This window comes from Paenibacillus sp. FSL F4-0236 (assembly GCF_038000135.1).
Classification (GTDB): domain Bacteria; phylum Bacillota; class Bacilli; order Paenibacillales; family Paenibacillaceae; genus Paenibacillus_AQ.
Window position 1 is genome coordinate 4,454,272 of the sequence record NZ_JBBOBK010000001.1, and the last position, 18,640, is coordinate 4,472,911.

10 protein-coding genes and 1 pseudogene are annotated in these 18,640 nt (G+C 42.9%); 2 read left to right on the top strand and 9 right to left on the bottom strand.

The window, feature by feature from the left end; all coding sequences use genetic code 11:
• Positions 1–581 precede the first annotated feature (581 nt).
• Complete coding sequence (locus tag NSQ29_RS20020; protein WP_341125912.1) at positions 582–5,027, bottom strand: endo-1,4-beta-xylanase; 4,446 nt, start codon at positions 5,025–5,027, stop codon at positions 582–584.
• A gap of 556 nt (positions 5,028–5,583) precedes the next feature.
• Between NSQ29_RS20020 and NSQ29_RS20025 the strand changes: the two genes are divergently transcribed.
• On the top strand, positions 5,584–8,238 hold the full coding sequence (locus NSQ29_RS20025) for a cation-translocating P-type ATPase (protein ID WP_341125913.1): 2,655 nt from the start codon (positions 5,584–5,586) through the stop codon (positions 8,236–8,238).
• Positions 8,239–8,355: 117 nt separating this feature from the next.
• On the opposite strand, the gene NSQ29_RS20030 is transcribed toward NSQ29_RS20025, so the two are convergent.
• On the bottom strand, positions 8,356–8,802 hold the full coding sequence (locus tag NSQ29_RS20030; protein WP_042185883.1) for a V4R domain-containing protein: 447 nt from the start codon (positions 8,800–8,802) through the stop codon (positions 8,356–8,358).
• 334 nt (positions 8,803–9,136) lie between these two features.
• Between NSQ29_RS20030 and NSQ29_RS20035 the strand changes: the two genes are divergently transcribed.
• The gene (locus NSQ29_RS20035; RefSeq protein ID WP_339269590.1) at positions 9,137–11,068 is read left to right on the top strand and encodes an ATP-dependent DNA helicase; all 1,932 of its coding nucleotides are present in this window, start codon (positions 9,137–9,139) and stop codon (positions 11,066–11,068) included.
• A gap of 203 nt (positions 11,069–11,271) precedes the next feature.
• On the opposite strand, the gene NSQ29_RS20040 is transcribed toward NSQ29_RS20035, so the two are convergent.
• The 7 genes and pseudogenes from NSQ29_RS20040 to NSQ29_RS20070 all read right to left on the bottom strand — a co-directional run bounded on the left by NSQ29_RS20040 (position 11,272) and on the right by NSQ29_RS20070 (position 18,639).
• Positions 11,272–12,453, bottom strand: coding sequence for a sensor histidine kinase (locus tag NSQ29_RS20040; RefSeq protein WP_341125914.1), 1,182 nt, complete (start codon positions 12,451–12,453; stop codon positions 11,272–11,274).
• Positions 12,454–13,000: 547 nt separating this feature from the next.
• Positions 13,001–13,300, bottom strand: a pseudogene (locus tag NSQ29_RS20045) (MFS transporter); the annotation flags it as partial.
• A gap of 262 nt (positions 13,301–13,562) precedes the next feature.
• Positions 13,563–14,543, bottom strand: coding sequence for an ROK family protein (locus NSQ29_RS20050; protein ID WP_371916469.1), 981 nt, complete (start codon positions 14,541–14,543; stop codon positions 13,563–13,565).
• 304 nt (positions 14,544–14,847) lie between these two features.
• Positions 14,848–15,717: a carbohydrate ABC transporter permease gene (locus NSQ29_RS20055; RefSeq protein WP_149647840.1), complete on the bottom strand. Its 870-nt coding sequence runs from the start codon at positions 15,715–15,717 to the stop codon at positions 14,848–14,850.
• Entirely contained in the window at positions 15,714–16,637 is a 924-nt protein-coding gene (locus NSQ29_RS20060) for a carbohydrate ABC transporter permease (RefSeq protein ID WP_341125915.1), read from the bottom strand. The genes NSQ29_RS20055 and NSQ29_RS20060 overlap by 4 nt, the downstream gene beginning before the upstream one ends.
• Before the next feature lie 74 nt (positions 16,638–16,711).
• Positions 16,712–18,115: an ABC transporter substrate-binding protein gene (locus NSQ29_RS20065; RefSeq protein WP_341125916.1), complete on the bottom strand. Its 1,404-nt coding sequence runs from the start codon at positions 18,113–18,115 to the stop codon at positions 16,712–16,714.
• Between the two features lie 320 nt (positions 18,116–18,435).
• The gene (locus tag NSQ29_RS20070; protein ID WP_341125917.1) at positions 18,436–18,639 is read right to left on the bottom strand and encodes a hypothetical protein; all 204 of its coding nucleotides are present in this window, start codon (positions 18,637–18,639) and stop codon (positions 18,436–18,438) included.
• Position 18,640: the final 1 nt, after the last annotated feature.

The following is an 18,640-nucleotide window of genomic DNA, read 5'->3' on the forward strand; positions in this document are numbered from 1 at the left end:
AGGCATTGCAGTTCTCCTGTGTCAGAGAAATCTTCTCTATATTGATCGACGAACAAATTTCCCTGTTGGATGAGTTGGTTTCTGTTAGTTTAAATTTGTAGCTTACGGAGCACACCTTGTTGTACTTTCCACAGACTTTCGGTGGTTTGGCGAGAAAAACTCCAATGTAGAGGAGCATTTTGCTTAGGTGGAACGTGTTATAGGGAAACCCTCCCTATATATTAGCTCACAGCTGTTATATGAGCATATTATACGGAATTTCTCCCTATATATTGATCAATTTCAATAAAATACACCGAGTTCAGCTGAATTATAGGGAGGATTTCCCCATAATTCTATAGGTTTGACCCTGAAGCAGAGGAACAAAAAGCAACTCCTATAATGAAGCAAATAAACACGGGCTCCGGCACTCCTTTCGTGCACCCCTTGAACTCATTTCTGGCATAGCCCATATCCGTTGTGTCCTATACAAAAACAAGAACAGCGATTCTCCATGGATGGGAGAATCGCTGTTTTCTGTCGTTTACGTTTTTTTTGATAATTCTTGTAACCGCCTATAAAGACTTTCTCTCAAAGCTAGCCTACAGCTTCCAGATGCGGTACAAGATAACTGCTGCTTCAGCACGGGTAAGCGTGTCGTTAGGCGCAATTCTATCGTTCTTTCCGTTCACAACTCCGAATTTGACCAACAATAATGCGCTGTCTTTCGCATAGCTGGAGATGCTTACTTCATCCAGATAAGCACTCAAAGCTCCGCTCGCCTTGATTTGCTTGCCGGATACCGCCAGTGCCCGCGCAGTCAGCACCATCATATCTTGACGAGAGATATCACTGTGTGGTTTGAACGTATCATCTTCAAAGCCTGTGGCAATTCCCAGTTCCTTCGCGATGACCAGTTCATCATAATAATAATCCGTCTTTTGGACATCGCTGAACAATGCTGCACTTTTGCCCGTTCCCTTCAGTTCAAGCGCTCTCACGAGAAGAGCAATGAAATCCGCTCGCTTCATTGAATCTGCAGGTGAGAAGCTATTCACGCTCGTTCCTTGGATGACATCGCGAGCAGCCATAACATCTATGGCTTGTTTTGCCCAAGATACGTTCTGCAGGTCTCCGAAGTTTTTCTTTACAAAGGTTACTGCATAAATGCTGAAGTGGGTCGTTTGAAATACAACCGTTTGGGTTGCAGCATCATATCGGCCGTTCGGAACCGGTACTACGTTGCCGTTATCATCGATGTACCAAACAACGATTAAATCCGGATTACTTAGTTCCTCCGCTGTCGGTGTATACGGAATGGATACCGTGACAGGAGCGTTAGGGTTATTCCATGGAATGACTTTATCGCCTGATACTACGCTTAGATCAATAACCGGATGGCTGCCGATCAAATTGCGGGTAGCTGCACTCAGGCTGTCCGCTGAGACTTTACTTATGCGTATGGACACTTGCTCAGCATGGTCTGTTAAGTCGGGCAGCATATTGCTTGGAATTTGGATTGTAGCATTTTCCGTCTTAAGCAATAGTTCAAAGTTTTCTTTCCCCATCAAGCTTTGGGTTGGCAATTGTATATCATACACTTTCGCATCCGTCTGCTTTGGTACTTCGATCACGATTTGTTTCTTGCCGTTTGCCGCTGCTGTAGCCTGTTCAAGCGCCTTTTTCAAGTTGTCGCTGGAGATCGTACCTATGGCACGCTCTTTATCGGATTTCACCTCCAGTGTAATCGTAACAACACCATCTTTGTTTGCAATGGCTACAGGCTGTGGAGTTGTTACTGCACTACCAGTGTTGCTACTACCAGTTGGTGTTGGCGTTGGTGTTGGCGTCGGTTCCGAACCGGTAGATTTCCCCTTGAGGGTAAGTACACCATAAACAGATGTGTCCATATATCCAGTACCGGTTGTATCGTTCCAAGCCGCAACACTTTGACGTGAGCCGTCTTTAGCATCATTGATCTGTACATCGAAACCAAGCTTTGTATCGTCATCCGGAGTTATCCCATGAAGCGGAATCTTCACTTCAACCGTGTAGTTTGTTCCGGAAATGTGAGTCGCCGATTCGAAACCAGCTGCGATGCTTGTGGGATTAAATGAAGTCTCATTGTCAAAATTGATTCTGTACTGCCCATCATCCTCTTGATAGAACGTTGTTTTCCCATTGTTTGGGTCCACGAAGATTTCAACCGAATCCTGTTCATGTGCGTTCACACTGCTCTTATCAAGCTGCGTATCGCTAACCTGGATCAGGACATAAAGATTTTGATCATCCCAGAGTGCTTTTGCCACTCCGCTCGCACCCTGCCAAGCTGTTTGATAACGGTTGATCGGCATTTCAGCGGTCTGGCTCCAGATCTCGTCAACCGTTCCATCAATGACAGGTGCAGCGAATTTAGCGGTCGAATGATTAGCTTCAACCGATTCAGGCTCATGCTCTTCAATGAAGGTATCAGGATCGATAACGCCATAGTAAGCTGGCTTGGCTTGTAAGTTCTTATCGAACAGTAGTGGATTGGATGAAGCTCTCCAGCTCGTGTTATCATCCATACCCCAGAAGGTAACGCGTTTGATATGCTCATCGTTAGCTCTGAAGATATTTAACAACTGCGCATACAGATAACCCTGCGCATTAGCGAGCTTCTCAGAAAGCTGATAGTTGCTTCCAGCCTGAATGTCCAGCTCGGTAATGCTAACTTCGACGCCCAAGGAAATAAACTTCTCCAATGACCGCTCCACATTTTCCGGGTTTGTATTGATGCTGTAATGTGCTTGCATGCCGACACCATCAATAAGCAATTTACCAGGGTGAGTCAGCGCATATTTATCATTAATTTCTTTGACCATACTGTAAATGACCTGCGCTTTATTCTGATTATCTTCGTTATAATCATTGTAATAGAGTTTAATATTCCAATCAGGATTCGCATCTAGAACTTCTCTTGCCGCCAGGAATGCCTGCTCTACGTAGTCTGCGCCGATAGCACTCTTCCATGGGGCGGATCGCAGTGCAGTTTTCCAATCCGTTGGGTTAGACGGGTTATCACTCATCGCCTCATTGACAACATCCCAGGAGATCACCTTATCGCCAAAATGCTCCATAACGGTTTTGATATGAGCCCTCAAATTATCTAGAGCCTCATCCCGTCCCAAGGGGATCGTGTTGTTGTCTGCATCTGATGATGTATTCATCCATGCTGGTGATTGCTGATGCCATACTAATACATGGCCATGCATCTGCATTCCCTCATCCAACACTTTATCTACAAGCTCATCTGCACCAGTGAACGTGAAGTTGCCCTTTGTAGGCTGCAACGCATCCGGCTTCATGGCATTACCTGCCGTAGCGACATTATGATGCATTTTCAGAAGTTCAAGTCTTACGCCTTCCAAATCCTCCGCAGATATTGCATTTCCGATCAAAAAATGATCTTCATAAGCATTTTTAATCGGAATCAGATCCTTTTGAATACCAACCGGACCCGATCCTGTTTTTTCAAAGCTGATGTCGTCGATATAAAAAGATGCAGTACTGTTACTTGAGCTTTCCACATAAATGGTCAAATACTCGCTGCTTACATTGTTATAGCGGTATGTGCCTTCGAACTGAACCCAGCCATCGTTTGCGCTGATGGTTTTAGGTGCGAGTTGTACATAATTGGCGCTGCTTCCATTGCCAACCTGGGTAGACAGCTGAAGCTGGGAGCTTGCAGGCTGGATCAGCTTGACCCATAACGAAATTTTATATTCGTAGCCCTTGTCCACATATTTCTCCACACGTAATGAAGGCCCATGCCAGGTACTCGTTCTGCCCTCTACCTTTAAAGCATATGAACCGTTATCCGTGTGATTCTCATCATCGGTAATAGTAAGCGTTTCGCTACCTGCTCTGCCCTCAAAACCACCTGCTTTTTGATCCTCAAAAGTAACCGTGGTAAAAGGTAACGCTGGATCTCTAGGTGGTTCTGGTGTTGGTATTGGTGTCGGCTCTGCTGTCACCTTTTCTGTAACCAACACATCGCCGATATAGAACGGAACGGCTTTACCTATCGCGTTCGATTGGACGCGAAGTTTCGTATCTTTACTCGTATCTACGATGAATTCTTTCGTCAAAGTGATCCCTTTGCCAGCTTCATAATCCCCACTTGCCAAAAGGGCATAACTGCCTATCGCTTGTATATAAGCTTGTGCACCGCTAGGTACAGTCACATCAGGATCAACGTACACTGTTGCGGTCACCGTGTAGGTTTTACCATTTTCAAGGCCTATGTCGCTAAATGTAAAATCAGCCGCGTCCCAGTCATTTGTTCTATTGCTAACATATAATGCGGCACCATCAGCATTACCAGCAAAAACCTTACCGGTGACAGCTGTTAGATTAGCACTACCTGATTGTGTAGCTAAACCCTTGCCACTCACAAAAGATTCGTGATAAATTTCTTTATCCGTTTCTGTTACCGCTTTTTTTGCCGTGATGAGGACGTCCCCAATGTAAAACGGAACGGCTTTACCAATCTCGTCCGATAGAATACGTAGCGTCGTATCTTTACTCGTATCCACAGTGAATTCTTTAGTCAAGGTGATCGCTTTACCTGCTTCATAATTTACACTTGCCAAAAGACCATAGCTGTTTATGGTTTGGAGATAAGCTTGTGCGCCGCTAGGTACAGTCACATCAGCGTCAACATAAACGGATGCGGTCACCATGTAGGTTTTACCGTTTTCTAGGCCCATGTCACTAAATTTGAAATCAACCGCGTCATAGTTATTTGCTCTGTTGCCTACGTATAAAGCCGCTCCGTCAGCATTGCCAGCAAATGCTTTATCTGTGACAGGCGTAAGACTAGCACTGCCTGATTGGCCTGCGATGCCTTTGCCACTCACAAAATTCTCGTGATATACCAATACTGAGTCTGATGGTACTGTCGCATCGGGTGCTGCAGCTTCCGTAATCGGAGCCAGCCAGCTAGACGGAATAAGCAAAGCAGCTGCGAGTAAGATCGAGATGACTTGTTTAAACATTCTACTCATTTGTTGCATTCCTCCTCCAGTGATTTTGGAAATTAGGTACTCACCTAAATTTTCTAGAACCAGCCCTTTAAAATGAGATAACAGCATTGGTAACTTAGACATAGCCAGATTTTTCCTTAAAGATCCCCCCTTTTTTGTAACCGCTTACATATGTGCTTACACCATTTTACAACTCCGACACAATTGACAACTATACTGATACTAAAGATGTTACCCCCCATAATCATAGGAAAACACACGCAAGATCCAGGAATTCCCTATGTCTTCCCATGTATTAAGACTTCTTCATAGGTAATCCAATACTATTCATTAAAAAGATTTCACAATATGGACGATTACGAATGATCTTTTTTTAGATATGCGCATACTAAGCTCCATATTTTGAAACTTGCGTCAAGTTGAATCGTAAGTTTGAAGATAGGTCCTGAAGTCTACTGATTTGACGAACTGATATACCATACTTGTGTAGAACACGCAGTTATGTGCACTTATGCAGTAAATCGAAGCTTATGAGACCTAAAAAAAGACACAGCACAGCGGAGAGGAGCTATCATTAGTGGAGTATTACCGCAAGAATGTAACAGACAGTTTACAGGAAGTGCAGAGTACAACTAACGGGCTTACGTCGGCAGAAGTCGACAAACGACTGGAACGTGATGGTTACAATGAATTAAAAGGAAAGAAAAAAGATCCCCTCTGGAAGCTTTTTCTTGAAAATTTCAAGGACCCTATGGTGGTCGTACTGCTTATTGCGGCCATTGTCCAGATTGTTATGGGTCAAGTTATGGAGTCGCTTATCATTTTCCTCGTGTTGATTCTCAATGCAGTTATAAGTGTCATCCAAACTCGTAAAGCGGAGAGTTCACTTGATGCCCTGCAGCAGATGTCGGCACCCGAGGCTAAAGTGTTGCGGGATGGAGCCTTAAAAACCGTCCCTGCCAGAGAGCTTGTTCGCGGTGATATCGTATTACTGGAGGCTGGAGATTTCGTACCTGCCGACGGCCGTATCATAGAATCGGGAAGCTTGAAGATCAATGAAGGCATGCTGACCGGAGAATCCGAAGCTGTAGAGAAGCATACGGATACCATCGCGAAGGAATCTCCACTCGGAGACCGTCGTAATATGGCGTTTAGCGGTTCTTTGGTTGTATATGGCCGTGGAACTCTTGTAGTAACAGGAACTGCACTGACAACCGAAATCGGCAAAATCGCTGAACTCATTGAGAGCGCCGAAACCAAGCAGACGCCACTACAGCGTAAGCTCGAAACCTTTAGCAAGCAGCTGGGTGTAGCGATTATCGTGCTATCCGTTTTGATCTTTGCCATCCAAGCCGGACGTGTTTGGCTGTCGAATGATACAGTGGATACCACGGAAGCCATCCTGAATGCCCTAATGTTTGCAGTTGCTGTGGCAGTCGCCGCTATTCCAGAAGCTCTATCCTCGATCGTAACGATTGTCTTATCCGTAGGTACGAACAAAATGGCTAAGCAACATGCGATTATTCGTAAGCTCCCAGCCGTCGAAGCACTTGGATCAACCAGTGTCATCTGTACGGACAAAACCGGTACTCTGACCCAAAATAAAATGACGGTTGTAGATTACTTTTTACCGGAAGGTGATCGTGATCAATTCAATCAAGAGCCCGAAGAATGGTCTGAGGAAGCCCGGCGCCTCCTACACATTGCCGTGCTTTGTAACGACTCTAACATTAATGAGGATGGTAAAGAACTAGGCGATCCAACTGAGGTGGCACTTATTGCCTTCAGTAACAGCATGAATAAAGATTACAAGGAAATACGCGACAATTTCCCTCGTGAAGCCGAACTTCCTTTTGACTCGGATCGCAAGCTAATGACGACCTTACACACTTTTAACGGACAAAAAGCAATGATTACTAAAGGCGGACCAGATGTACTCTTTAGTCTTTGTACGCATGTACTACTAAGTGGACAAGAAGTGCCGATGACACCGGAAGTTCTTGATCGTTTCATTGAAGCCAATGAGGAATTCTCCAGCAGAGCACTACGTGTACTTGCCTATGCTTACAAAACTGTACCAAATACAGTCACTGAAGTGGGGCTTGAGGATGAACAAAATCTGGTGCTCGTAGGCTTGACAGCTATGATTGATCCCCCTCGGGAAGCTGTCTATGGCGCGATCGCAGAATCCAAGAAGGCTGGAATTCGGACCATCATGATTACTGGTGATCATAAGACAACCGCACAAGCGATCGGACGCGATATCGGCCTTATGACCGAAAAAGAAATTGCCGTAACCGGTCAAGAGCTTGATGCCATGTCCGATGAAGAACTGGATAATAAGCTTGAGCAGATTGGTGTGTACGCCCGAGTCTCTCCGGAGAATAAGATCAGAATTGTCCGGGCGTGGCAGCGAAAAGGCAAAATCACAGCCATGACCGGTGATGGCGTAAATGACGCGCCTGCCTTGAAGCAAGCAGATATCGGTGTTGCTATGGGTAGTGGAACCGACGTTGCTAAAGACGCGGCTGCCATGATTTTGACCGATGATAATTTTGTATCCATTGTGAATGCTGTGTCTGTAGGCAGAACGGTATTCGACAATATCAAAAAAGCGATCGCCTATTTATTTTCAGGCAACCTGGGTGCGATTATCGCCATTCTGTTTGCCCTGATCTTCGACTGGATTAATCCCTTCACAGCGATTCAGCTTCTATTTATCAATCTGGCGAATGATTCACTGCCCGCCATTGCCCTTGGTATGGAGAAACCTGAACCTAACGTGATGAATAGAAATCCAAGAGAACTGAAGGAAGGTATATTTGCCGGAGGAATGATGCAGGCTATTATTACTCGTGGTCTACTTATAGGTATAGCCGTAATTATATCCCTGTATATCGGACTCCAGCATTCCCCTGATATGGGCGTGGCTATGGCATTTACAACCCTGATTCTGTCTCGTACACTTCAGACCTTTGCCGCTCGCTCGAACAGTCAAACAGCTATTGAAGCTGGGTTTTTCAGCAACAAATACGTCATCGGAGCCGTTTTGGTCTGCTTTGCCTTTTACGGGATTGCGGTTCTGCCAGGAGTTAGAGAAATCTTCTCGATTCCAACTTCATTCGGAATGTCCGATTGGCTGATTGCAAGCGGTCTGGCACTCGGCGCCGTCATCCTAATGGAATTGACGAAGGTTATTCGTAGAGCGTTTACTCCTAAATCAGCTTCTTAATCACAATTGAACAAAAAATCAAAACAGCGATTCTCCAAGGATGGAGAATCGCTGTTCTTCTGTCATTTACAGATCTGATTCAAACATCCGTAATATGATCGAAATATCACGTAAATTTTAATATTTGACTATGTATTCACAACATTCATCCCCATGAACATTACATTTCACTTCCCGGACGGAAACTCGTTTCCCACGTATTTTGCTAAGTGCTCCTTCGATAATGGCCCCCTCTAGGTCACATACCATTTTCCCTTCCATAATAGGTAACCCTTCGCAGAAACAATCGTGTACTGCAATTGACATTCCCTTGTCATCTTCATGGGTTATTATTGGGATCCCTATCTTCATTTGTTCGAATAACCCGAATAGTTCATTAACTGAGGTAACACCAAACTCTTCCCCAATTTTCCTTCCTATGGTCAACGTTGTGCCCTTACCATTCATGGGTAACGCTTGGTATAATCCAATAAGTCTAATCGTTCTGAAAAGCTCTAAAGGTACAGCATCACCCAAATTTTCTCTCTTTATTTTTTTCATATCTGTAAAAGTAAAATGATCCATGCCCGTAGCCTCCAAATTCTTATGTAATTTATATTTCAAATTTAATTAATATATTGAGTATAAACGTATCCAATAAATGCTTTGTGATCCTACGCACTTCCTATCTCTAATGATTGGAAGAACAAGGGTTAAAAATCATTATTTTATATTCTGACACTTGACTGTTAGCGCTTCATCTACGATAATTACAACCTCACCCAAAAAACTGGGACTGGAAGAAAATTGATTTTGAAAAGAGGCGGTCGTTATTAGCTGGTTAAGTGATCTATATAAATTACAGAAGCGGGAGCTAAAAAAGGACATCGAACCCTCTTTAGTCAATGCCATCTTTCGGATGTATGATAGATTTCCCAGGATTGGACTTAAAGAGCGGATCGGCCAGCAAGATATGTCTCTGGATATCGCTGATGCTTATATTAATGGTAGAAACGCAATGATTGAAGCTGGAGTCGGCATCGGTAAGTCCTTTGCATACCTCATTCCCAGCCTGCTCATTAACCAAGTCTCAAGACAACCGATCATTATTGCAACATCCTCCATACAACTTTCAGAACAGATTCATAAAGATCTGAGATTCATCGGAAGCCGGCTCGGATTTACATTGGTTCGCTCCGTAGTCGGAAAAGGCATGGGGCAATATGCTTGCCGATACAGGGCAACAGACCTGTTACAACCTGATGATTCAAGTTCTCCTCTATCTACGCTTGCCCAGCGTATTGTAAATTATGACATTGATGAGAGAGCAGATATTAAGGGCGGAGTTAGTGATGCAGTATGGTCTAATGTTTGTGTGAATGATTGTAAATTTGAACGATGCCATTATAAAAGTACATGTTCATTTTACGAGATGAGAGCGAAGATTAACGCCGACGCCAGCGACATGGATTTTATTATCGTCAACCAGGACCTGCTCATCCGTGATTTGATCAAGAAAAAAGAAGGAACGAAGGGATTAATCACTGAACGGCCAGCTCTGATCGTAATTGATGAAGCTCATAATCTGGAAGCAAAGGTTAGAGATGCTAGAACGCTCGAGTTTACATACCGGGGAACCTGCCGTATTCTGGATGACACCTTACAGATTCTCTTCAAGCAATCCGCAGATAACGGCCTTTTGCCGCAATTTAAATTTTTAAAAAGATGCGTGGGTCATATTTTCAAACAGGTAGAAGCGGATTTGCTGCAAACAGCCAAGCAGGATAATGACCGGATAAAAGTGTCGGAGATCACAGGGATTCCGTTAAAGCGGGGGGCTCAGGTTTTGAAAGAGTTTAACCTCAGCTTATCCGTCTTAACTTCCAAGCATGAGCGAGAGATCGATAATCTTTTTGAAGCCATGAACGGACTTATAGATCTCTTTGATGTACTCGCCGGAGTCCAGGATAACTACCTGATTTGGGGAAGCAATACCCAGCGTGAGGCCACTATTAGTATCTGTCCTAAAGGCATAAGCCAGTTCCTAAGATATAGCTTATTTAACGGGAAAACATCTGTTATTTTAACGTCAGCAACCATGTGCCAAACCGGAGAAACACTAGAGGAACAATATGCATACCTGACGCAGTCGCTCGGTTACAAGGGAGATTATATGGAGCGCCAGGCTTCGCCGTTTGATTATGACAACCACACCATGCTGTATATTGCTAAGGACATCCCTTACTACAACCATCAGAACAAGGTAGGTTATCTTGAAGCGGCATACAAGGAAATGCTGAGGCTCTGTAATTTAACGGACGGACGGACATTGGTTCTTTTTTCAGCGAAGGAAGATATGAAGTACATTCATAATAAGTTAAAATCCGAGAAGCTAGCATGGGCGGTGCATGTTCAAAGAGAAGGATCGTCTCAGGACGGGGTGATCGCTGAATTCCGTGGCAGTAAAGGCGTCCTTCTTAGTACCGGTGTATTCTGGGAAGGCGTGAACATCGAAGGTTCTGATTTGTCGCAGTTAATTATTTTCCGTCTGCCCTTCCCTGTTCCTTCCGATCCTGTCTATGAATATAAGGCATCTTTGACGAAGGATCCCTTAAATGACGTTTTTGTACCGGACATGCTGCTTCGGTTAAGACAAGGAACCGGGCGACTGATCCGTAGTGAGACTGACCTTGGTGTACTCAGCATACTTGATTCCCGTCTGTCTGCTGCTGCGAAAAAGGATTACCGGGATAAGGCGCTGGAATCTTTACCATTTAAAAAGGTTACCGAGGATTTTAGAGTGCTGGAGAAGTTTGTAAAAGAAAAAGAGATACAACTTAGCGTTAAGTAGAATAGGCTGTACCGTCCTCTAAGGAACGCGTATTTTTGAATAGCGATACTGTGTATCGTTTGGATGATCCTTTTCAGCATGAAAAAAAACAAACAAGCCTGAAGAGCTTCTGTGCCAGGCTTGTTTATTTTTGCTGTATCAGCTCTCCGAAGCTGATGATCCATTTATCATCCTTCATTCAATCATTCAAATTGTTCGTAGCCTCAAATGTGATAATCATTTACCCAAGGCAAAATAACCATCACGCTAGTACCTACCTGAACTTCTGAGTCTACCTTAATTTGTCCCCCATACATTTCTATTAATTGTTTACAAATTGATAATCCAATTCCTGTCCCTTTTTGCTTGGTTGTAAAGAAAGGGTCAAATATTCGATTTAGTTTATCCAGTGGAATTCCTTCTCCATTGTCTTTAAAAATAAGGATAATTTCGTTAGTCTCATTAGCGGTGCTAACTGTAATGTCTATTCTACCTCTAAACGCTGTGAATGAATCGATACTATTTTTTAAAATGTTAAGGATTACCTGTTCTAGTTGAGAGGCGTTTCCATACGTCATTACTTTCTCTAGAGAATACTCCACGGAAAGAATAATATCATCACTAAGTATGAGTTGATTCACGATGTTATTAACTCTATGTATAACCTCGATAACGTTATATACTACGCCGGTATTTTTCGAACTATCTCCTTTTCGAGCCAGTACTAGGAAGTCCGTTACTAATCCGTTCAGAGCATCAATCTCTTTAATGGTTATATCCAGATACGCACGCAATTCATCCGTCTTGATCACCGGTTCATATAGCCTGTTATTTACAAGCTGGGCAAACCCTTTAATCGAAGCAAGCGGATTCCGTATTTCATGTGCCATACCAGCTGCCATTTGTCCCATAACAGCAATTTTTTGTTCATGCAAATTGTCAATCTGTTGATTTTTATTAGATAAATATCCCTTTGCAAAGCCCGTAAAACCGGTCCAGTTGCTTTCCATTAAACGATTATAAAAAAACAATCGAGTCGTAGAATCATCTTCCATCTCTTCAATGATCTTAAACATCATATTCTGAGCGATTAAGTTTAAATCCTTGCTCATTTCAAGTAAGATATCAAAATGATCACCGAATATTTCTGCAGTATAAATCCCTCGCTCCACCCCCTCTTTTTCTAGTAGGTTTAGGTATTGGTCGTAACCAAAGGAATCCAAGAACAGTGCCTCTATCATACTGATTAATATCGTGCTGAATGTTGAATCTAACAATTCCTTATGCGTCTCTATAAACCAGGCGGATTCGATATTTTTCATAGTTATAGAATGATAATGCCTATCTAAAATAATTGGAACAGCTAGGGTTAATGACGAACGTAATGCATTTGCTCTGTATGACATTTTCATCCTCCCTCTTTGTTGTTTTGTATTCAATATATATGTATATTTTCCTGCTTCAAAAGTAACAGTAAGTCACTATATTTCACAAAACCAATAGTTTTACTTAATTAATAATTATAAGCGCTATAAAAAATGCAACACCCCAAGCTATTCCGCCTGTAACGGAATGATTTGGGGTGTTGATTACTTGTATGATAAATCTATATAACCAAGGGGAGCTTGTTAGCCCCTACTTACCTTCAAAAGGCTAACCTTCCTCATTCTAGTATAACTATGCAATTGAAACGATAATGTCTTTGTACTATCAAAAAAGCATTTGATCTAGGATCAAATGCTTTTTACGTTGCTCCTTGGTTATTCAAACAGATCATTCACGGAACGAATAGGCTTCACATCCATCGATTCCTTCGATGCGGCTAGATTCAAATACACTCCTACCCAGATGATTGCGCATAAAATGATATAAACCATCTCTTTATCCCCTCCCTTGCGTGGGTTTTATCAGCAATCTATTAATCGTCTCTGTACTCAAAAACATCAATGTTAGTAGGGCAAATACTATGAACCAGAGCATCGATGGAGCAATGGAAAATCCAAGTAGCGCAACCGCAGTAAGGAAACAACTGAACAATGTGATTCTACCCGTACCCAGACGCTCGACCATCCTTTTGCTGAACAGACTGGACACAATGGTCCCTCCCGCAATGATCATGGACACGATACCTGCCGAGCCAAGAGATGAACCAATCTCGGGCCAGATAACGGGCCATGCCGAGCCGAGTAAAGAGTCAGGAAGTCCTAGACTGATAAAAGCCAGATATATAATAATCAAAAACCAGGTAGACAAGCATGCTTCCCCCTCGTGATAAAAATGATTCGTTGCACGCGTAAAGAAATACATTTATACACTTAATAAATATACTTTATAAAGTCTATATATGAAGTATGCGATATAAGCATTTCTTTGTCAAGCAACCCATTCACTGATCTGGAGCTGTATCATCAGTGTGCAGTGCATATCAGCAATTGGATCAATACTCATATTGATCACCTAAAAAAAAGAGGCTTGTCCCATAAGTCATTCATCTCATGACATATGGGACAACCTCTTAATGGAGCTCGACCAAATCCGGCTCCAATGACTTCAATGTCAACCAGCGCAGGCCGGCCTCGAAATCTTCTTGAAATGTATCTTGCATAACAATCTGTGGATAAATGGGCATTGGATGTCGAAGCTGATAAGCTTCCCAAGCAGATGTCCAGATTTCTAATTCCACCTTATCCTGATATATTACAATTTTGTCCGGAGCAAGAACAGCATTCAGGGTTTGGATAATCCGGCAGGTAGTATCGATGAACGTGTCCTTGCCCATCTCGAGACTCCAGTCAGGCATGTCGGGCAGGAATTTTATTTCCCCTGACATACCCTGATTACCTTTAAGGATCTTTCCATTCAGATAGATACCCATGCCAGGTGGGTACCTGTTTGGAAAGTAAAGACCGAGCAAGTACTGTTCTTCTTCCTCTCCCTGGTTCATGCAATATCCGCTGATAGCTGCATTAACGTCATTTTCAACCAAGATAGGCAACTCAAATTGTTGCTCAATCTCTTGAATCATCCGTGAGCCAGTCAGCTCATGGTGGCTGCTGACTTTAATTTCGCCGTTGACAACCTGTCCCGGAATGCCTATGCCAATAACCTTGATAGAAGGATACAAGGCTATAGAGTGTTCAATAATATCACAAAAAAATTGTCTTTCGAAGACTGGAATGATATGTTCATCCTTCGCCAGAATCTCGTTCTCCAAATTCACAACGGTGGCTGAAATCAGTACCTGTCCCTCTTTATCCTTCAGATAAATAACCAGCCCGAGGCTGAAGTTGTAATTGTAGCGATAAGTTTGTGCTGGCCTACCGCCGTTTGATGGTACAGTCAAGTCTTCGAACAGCTCACCTAACTCGTGCAGCTCCTTGACTAATGAGTTTACTGTTACGACGCTCAGTTTGGTCAGTGCTGCCAGCTGGGGTTTGGTGGCTGTATTTATACGTTTCATCACTTGACGAACGTTGTTAAGGTTAATTTCCTTCATTAAGTTGGCGTTTGCTGTTCTCATAAGCCCCCCTGCTCGATGAACGTAGGGATCAATTCATCAGGTATTCCTTTTAAGTATGATTGTACCTTAATGTCGTCTAGTTTTCATCTTCATACCTTAAATACGACAGTGTTAACTATTATATCTCGGGGTCCATATTAACAAAAAAGCAACCTCCTTGTTGGCAAGTTGCTTGTAAAACGCTCTATCGTGAATCTCTAATTATCATCTAAATTAACGATAGCGCCCGATGGAAATTAAATCCTCCATGTCTTCTACTAGCTATCTTTAGCCATTAGAGTTAATTCTTCAATCCAGTCAAAGTGATTCCTTCTACGAAATATTTCTGACCAATCAGATAAAAAATGACGCCCGGCACAAAGGACATGCACGTAGCCGCCATCGTCAGTGACCAGTCCTGCTTGAGTTGGCCTCTAAAAGCGGTCAGTCCCAAGGCTATCGTATACTTATCGCTTGAGTTTATGTAAATCATCTGTTGAAGTAGATCGTTCCATAAACCGATAAAGATAAATAATGCGACGACGATCATTGCAGATTTAATTGCCGGCATAATAATACTGAACAAAATACGGAAATATCCAGCACCATCGATCGTTGCTGCTTGATCAAGCTCTCTCGGAATAGACATGATAAACTGCCTAATCAAAAAGATATTAAAAGCGCCACCGCCACAGAAATAAGGCAAAATCAATGGTAGATAGCTATCATGGATTCCTAAGCCCCTCGTCCACCCAATATATAGCGGAATGAGCGTAACCATTGCAGGTAAAAGCATCGAACCGACACAAAGAGCCCAAATCAATTTCTTGCCCCAAAAGCGCAGCCTTGCAAAGGCATAACCGCATAAAGTGGCTGTAAAGGTTCCTGCCAAACAGGCGGGTACAATAATAATCATGGTGTTCCATAAATATTTCCAAAACTTAAATATCTCTAGCGTTTCTCCATAGTTTGAAAATAACCAATTTCCTGGCAGCAGTGAAGGTGGATATTTGTATATCTCGGCATTCGACATGAGCGATGTGCGAAATATCCACCAGATCGGAAAGAGCACGAGTATAGTAAAGAAAATGACAGCGACAAACGAGATCAGGTTCATCCATTGATTATTACGTTTTTTGCTCTTTAATCTTCCGTATGTGGCTACACTCATTTATCATCGCCTCCTTCATTAAAGATCCATAGGTTGGAGGTTTTAAATAATACACCAGTAAAGCCTGCAAGAATAACAAAAATAACTAACGTTGTCGCACAAGCATACCCTAACTTGTAATTTACAAATGCTTGATCATACATTAGATAAGTCAAAAAACGTGAAGAATTACCCGGTCCGCCATTAGTTAATGCAAGAGCCGGCGTAACGATCTGGAGATTAGCAATTAAACTCATTAACAAATTGTAAAAAATAATGGGTGACATGCATGGCAATGTGATGTGCAAGAATCGTTTCCATCCGTTGGCACCATCCATTTCAGCCGCTTCATGATAGACGCCCGGAACATTTTGAAGTCCAGCTAAGAAAATAACAATTAAGTTTCCTGATAACCAGATCGATATCAATGATAGAGAAGGAACTACATAGCTGGAATCAGCGATAAAAGAAACTTTGTTTAAACCAACTTCGGAGAGCAGAAAGTTGAAAAAGCCAAAATTAGCCTCGTATAGCCAGGACCATCCTACGTATATTGCAGCTGCCGGCAAAACGTATGGAACATAGAAAATCGCTCTAAAAAAACCTCGTGCCGGAATTTTACGATTCAGAAGCATTGCGATAAAAAGTGAATAAATCATACTTCCAACTACTGATAAAATGGCAAAGTAGATCGTCGCTATAATAGAATCTTTAATATAAGGATCGGTGGTAAATAGATTTATGTAATTCTCGATGCCCACGAATTTGGGTTTCGCCAATCCTGTCCAATTCGTCAAGCTGATTCCTAGCACCCCAACAAGAGGCAGATACGTCAGAAAGATCAGCCCGAGGAAGGCAGGAATCAACAGGATATACGCAAAGCGTGCCTCACTTGAATTAATGCGTGAACGGCGCTTCGGAGATTTATTAATAGTTTCCATTTTTCTCTCCCCACCTGATGATCAAAATATGGCCGCCGCGTGTGTGAGCATAGCAGCGGCCATCCTTCCTGACCTTAGTTACTACCTTTATTCGCAGCTTTCAAAGCATCGAGGTTTTTCGTGATAGCATCCTTAGCGGTCGTCTTTCCAGTCCACACATCCCCTAGAATCGATCCAAGCAAGGTGTTAAACTCCGTCGTATGATTCGTATAGAACCACGATGCTGGTTTTACAGCAGAAGATTGAGCATAATCAACTACTGCAGATTTGTATTCTTCATAAGCAGGGAAGTTAGGGTTCTCTACCCATTTACGGGTAAGGGTTTCATCCGTATACCATTTCTCCAGCGTCGGCATCCAGATTCCTGAACTAATGAGTCCCCAGTTATTTTCTTCAGAGTTGTACCACTTCAGCCATTCCATCGCTTCTTTTGGATGCTTAGTCTGGGAGAACACGACATTGGCTCCACCCGTGTTGAGGGTAACCTTATCCTTCATGTAAGGCAATACAGCAACGCCATAGTTCAGGCCTTCTTCCTTGGCCTTATTCAGACTAGTTCCCACGTTCCACGCACCGTTAGTAGCCATGGCGACAGTTCCCGCGATAATGGTTCGTTGAATACCATCATCAGTCTGTCCGACAGACAACGGAGCAACATGATCCTTCAAGTAAAGATCTGCAACCTTCTGAATTCCCTCTATACTGGCGTCTTCTCCAATTCTCACCTCAGTCCCATCACCCGAATAGAACCCCCCGCCATTACCAAGCGCCCAGGTCTCGAGCTGCCATGGTAAGTTCTCAACGGATGCGCCAAACTGAACAATACTCTGCTCATTAAAGCCACTCTCATCAGGATGTTTACCATTTTTATCAATGGTCAGCTTCTTCGCTGTTGTTACAAATTCGTCCCATGTCCACGCTTTATCCAAAACGGCTGGAGGATAGGGTACATTGGCTTTGTCGAACATGTCTTTGTTGTAATAGAGGAGTAAGATTTCATTGGCAGCCGCATAGGCTACGGTTTTCCCTTGATATTTGTAGGCTAAGCTATCCAGTGGTTTGCTGTCGCTTCCTTCATACATTGTATTTACATCATTCAGCATGCCTTGGGTAGACCACTGAACGACACCATCTTCCCTGAGCATCCCTGTATCAGGCAATTGCTCTGCCGTTGCCATTGTATTCAGCTTGGTCATGTAGTTTTCCCAAGGGATCGCTTGTACTTCTACTTCAATTCTGTCTTGAGAAGCATTAAACTTATCCGCCACTCCCTGGGTTACATTTCCCTCTTCCGCACTTCCCCACATCGAATAGATAATCTTGACCTTCTCCTCAGGCTTGGAAGTTGCGTTCTCGGATGCTTTAGGTGCATCAGTTGCCTTGGTTGCTGTGTTTTTCTCGTCTTTCGCACACCCAATGACACTTAATGCTAGTGCAGTTGAAAGAATACCTACCCCGAATACTTTACCTACTCTCAATTCCCTCTCCCCCTTCATAATTACTTAGATATGTCTAACCGTTTGACCCCCTAAGTAATTGAGTTAAACGTTTAGTACCAACTTTTTTAATAATTTCAACCTTTGCTTCGAATCCGAAATTTTGACCAGTTGATACGACATTTAATATCGTGATTTTTTTAAAAAAAGTGGTATAGAGTATTCATGAACTTGGGATGTTTTTGTGAAGTAAGCGCTTTATTGATATTGTGTCATGATTTTCCATTAGGGAAAATAGCATTTTTCAACCTGATTTTTAAATATTTCAACTTTAAAGATTCATCTCTTTCATAGCGGCAGAATCAGCGGATCAAAATATTCACTTGCAGCAACGTTAATAAGCAGAGCCGCACTCCTACCCCAACGGGAGAAGCACTGCTCTGCTTATTTAGCATTTTTACACATAAGCTGCTATATGCGATAAGTGAAACTCGTAGTTTCAATCTTAAGATCGACTTCTTAAGAAGAGCCGCCAATTTTAGCCGCTCTTCCATTAGTTCCATCATT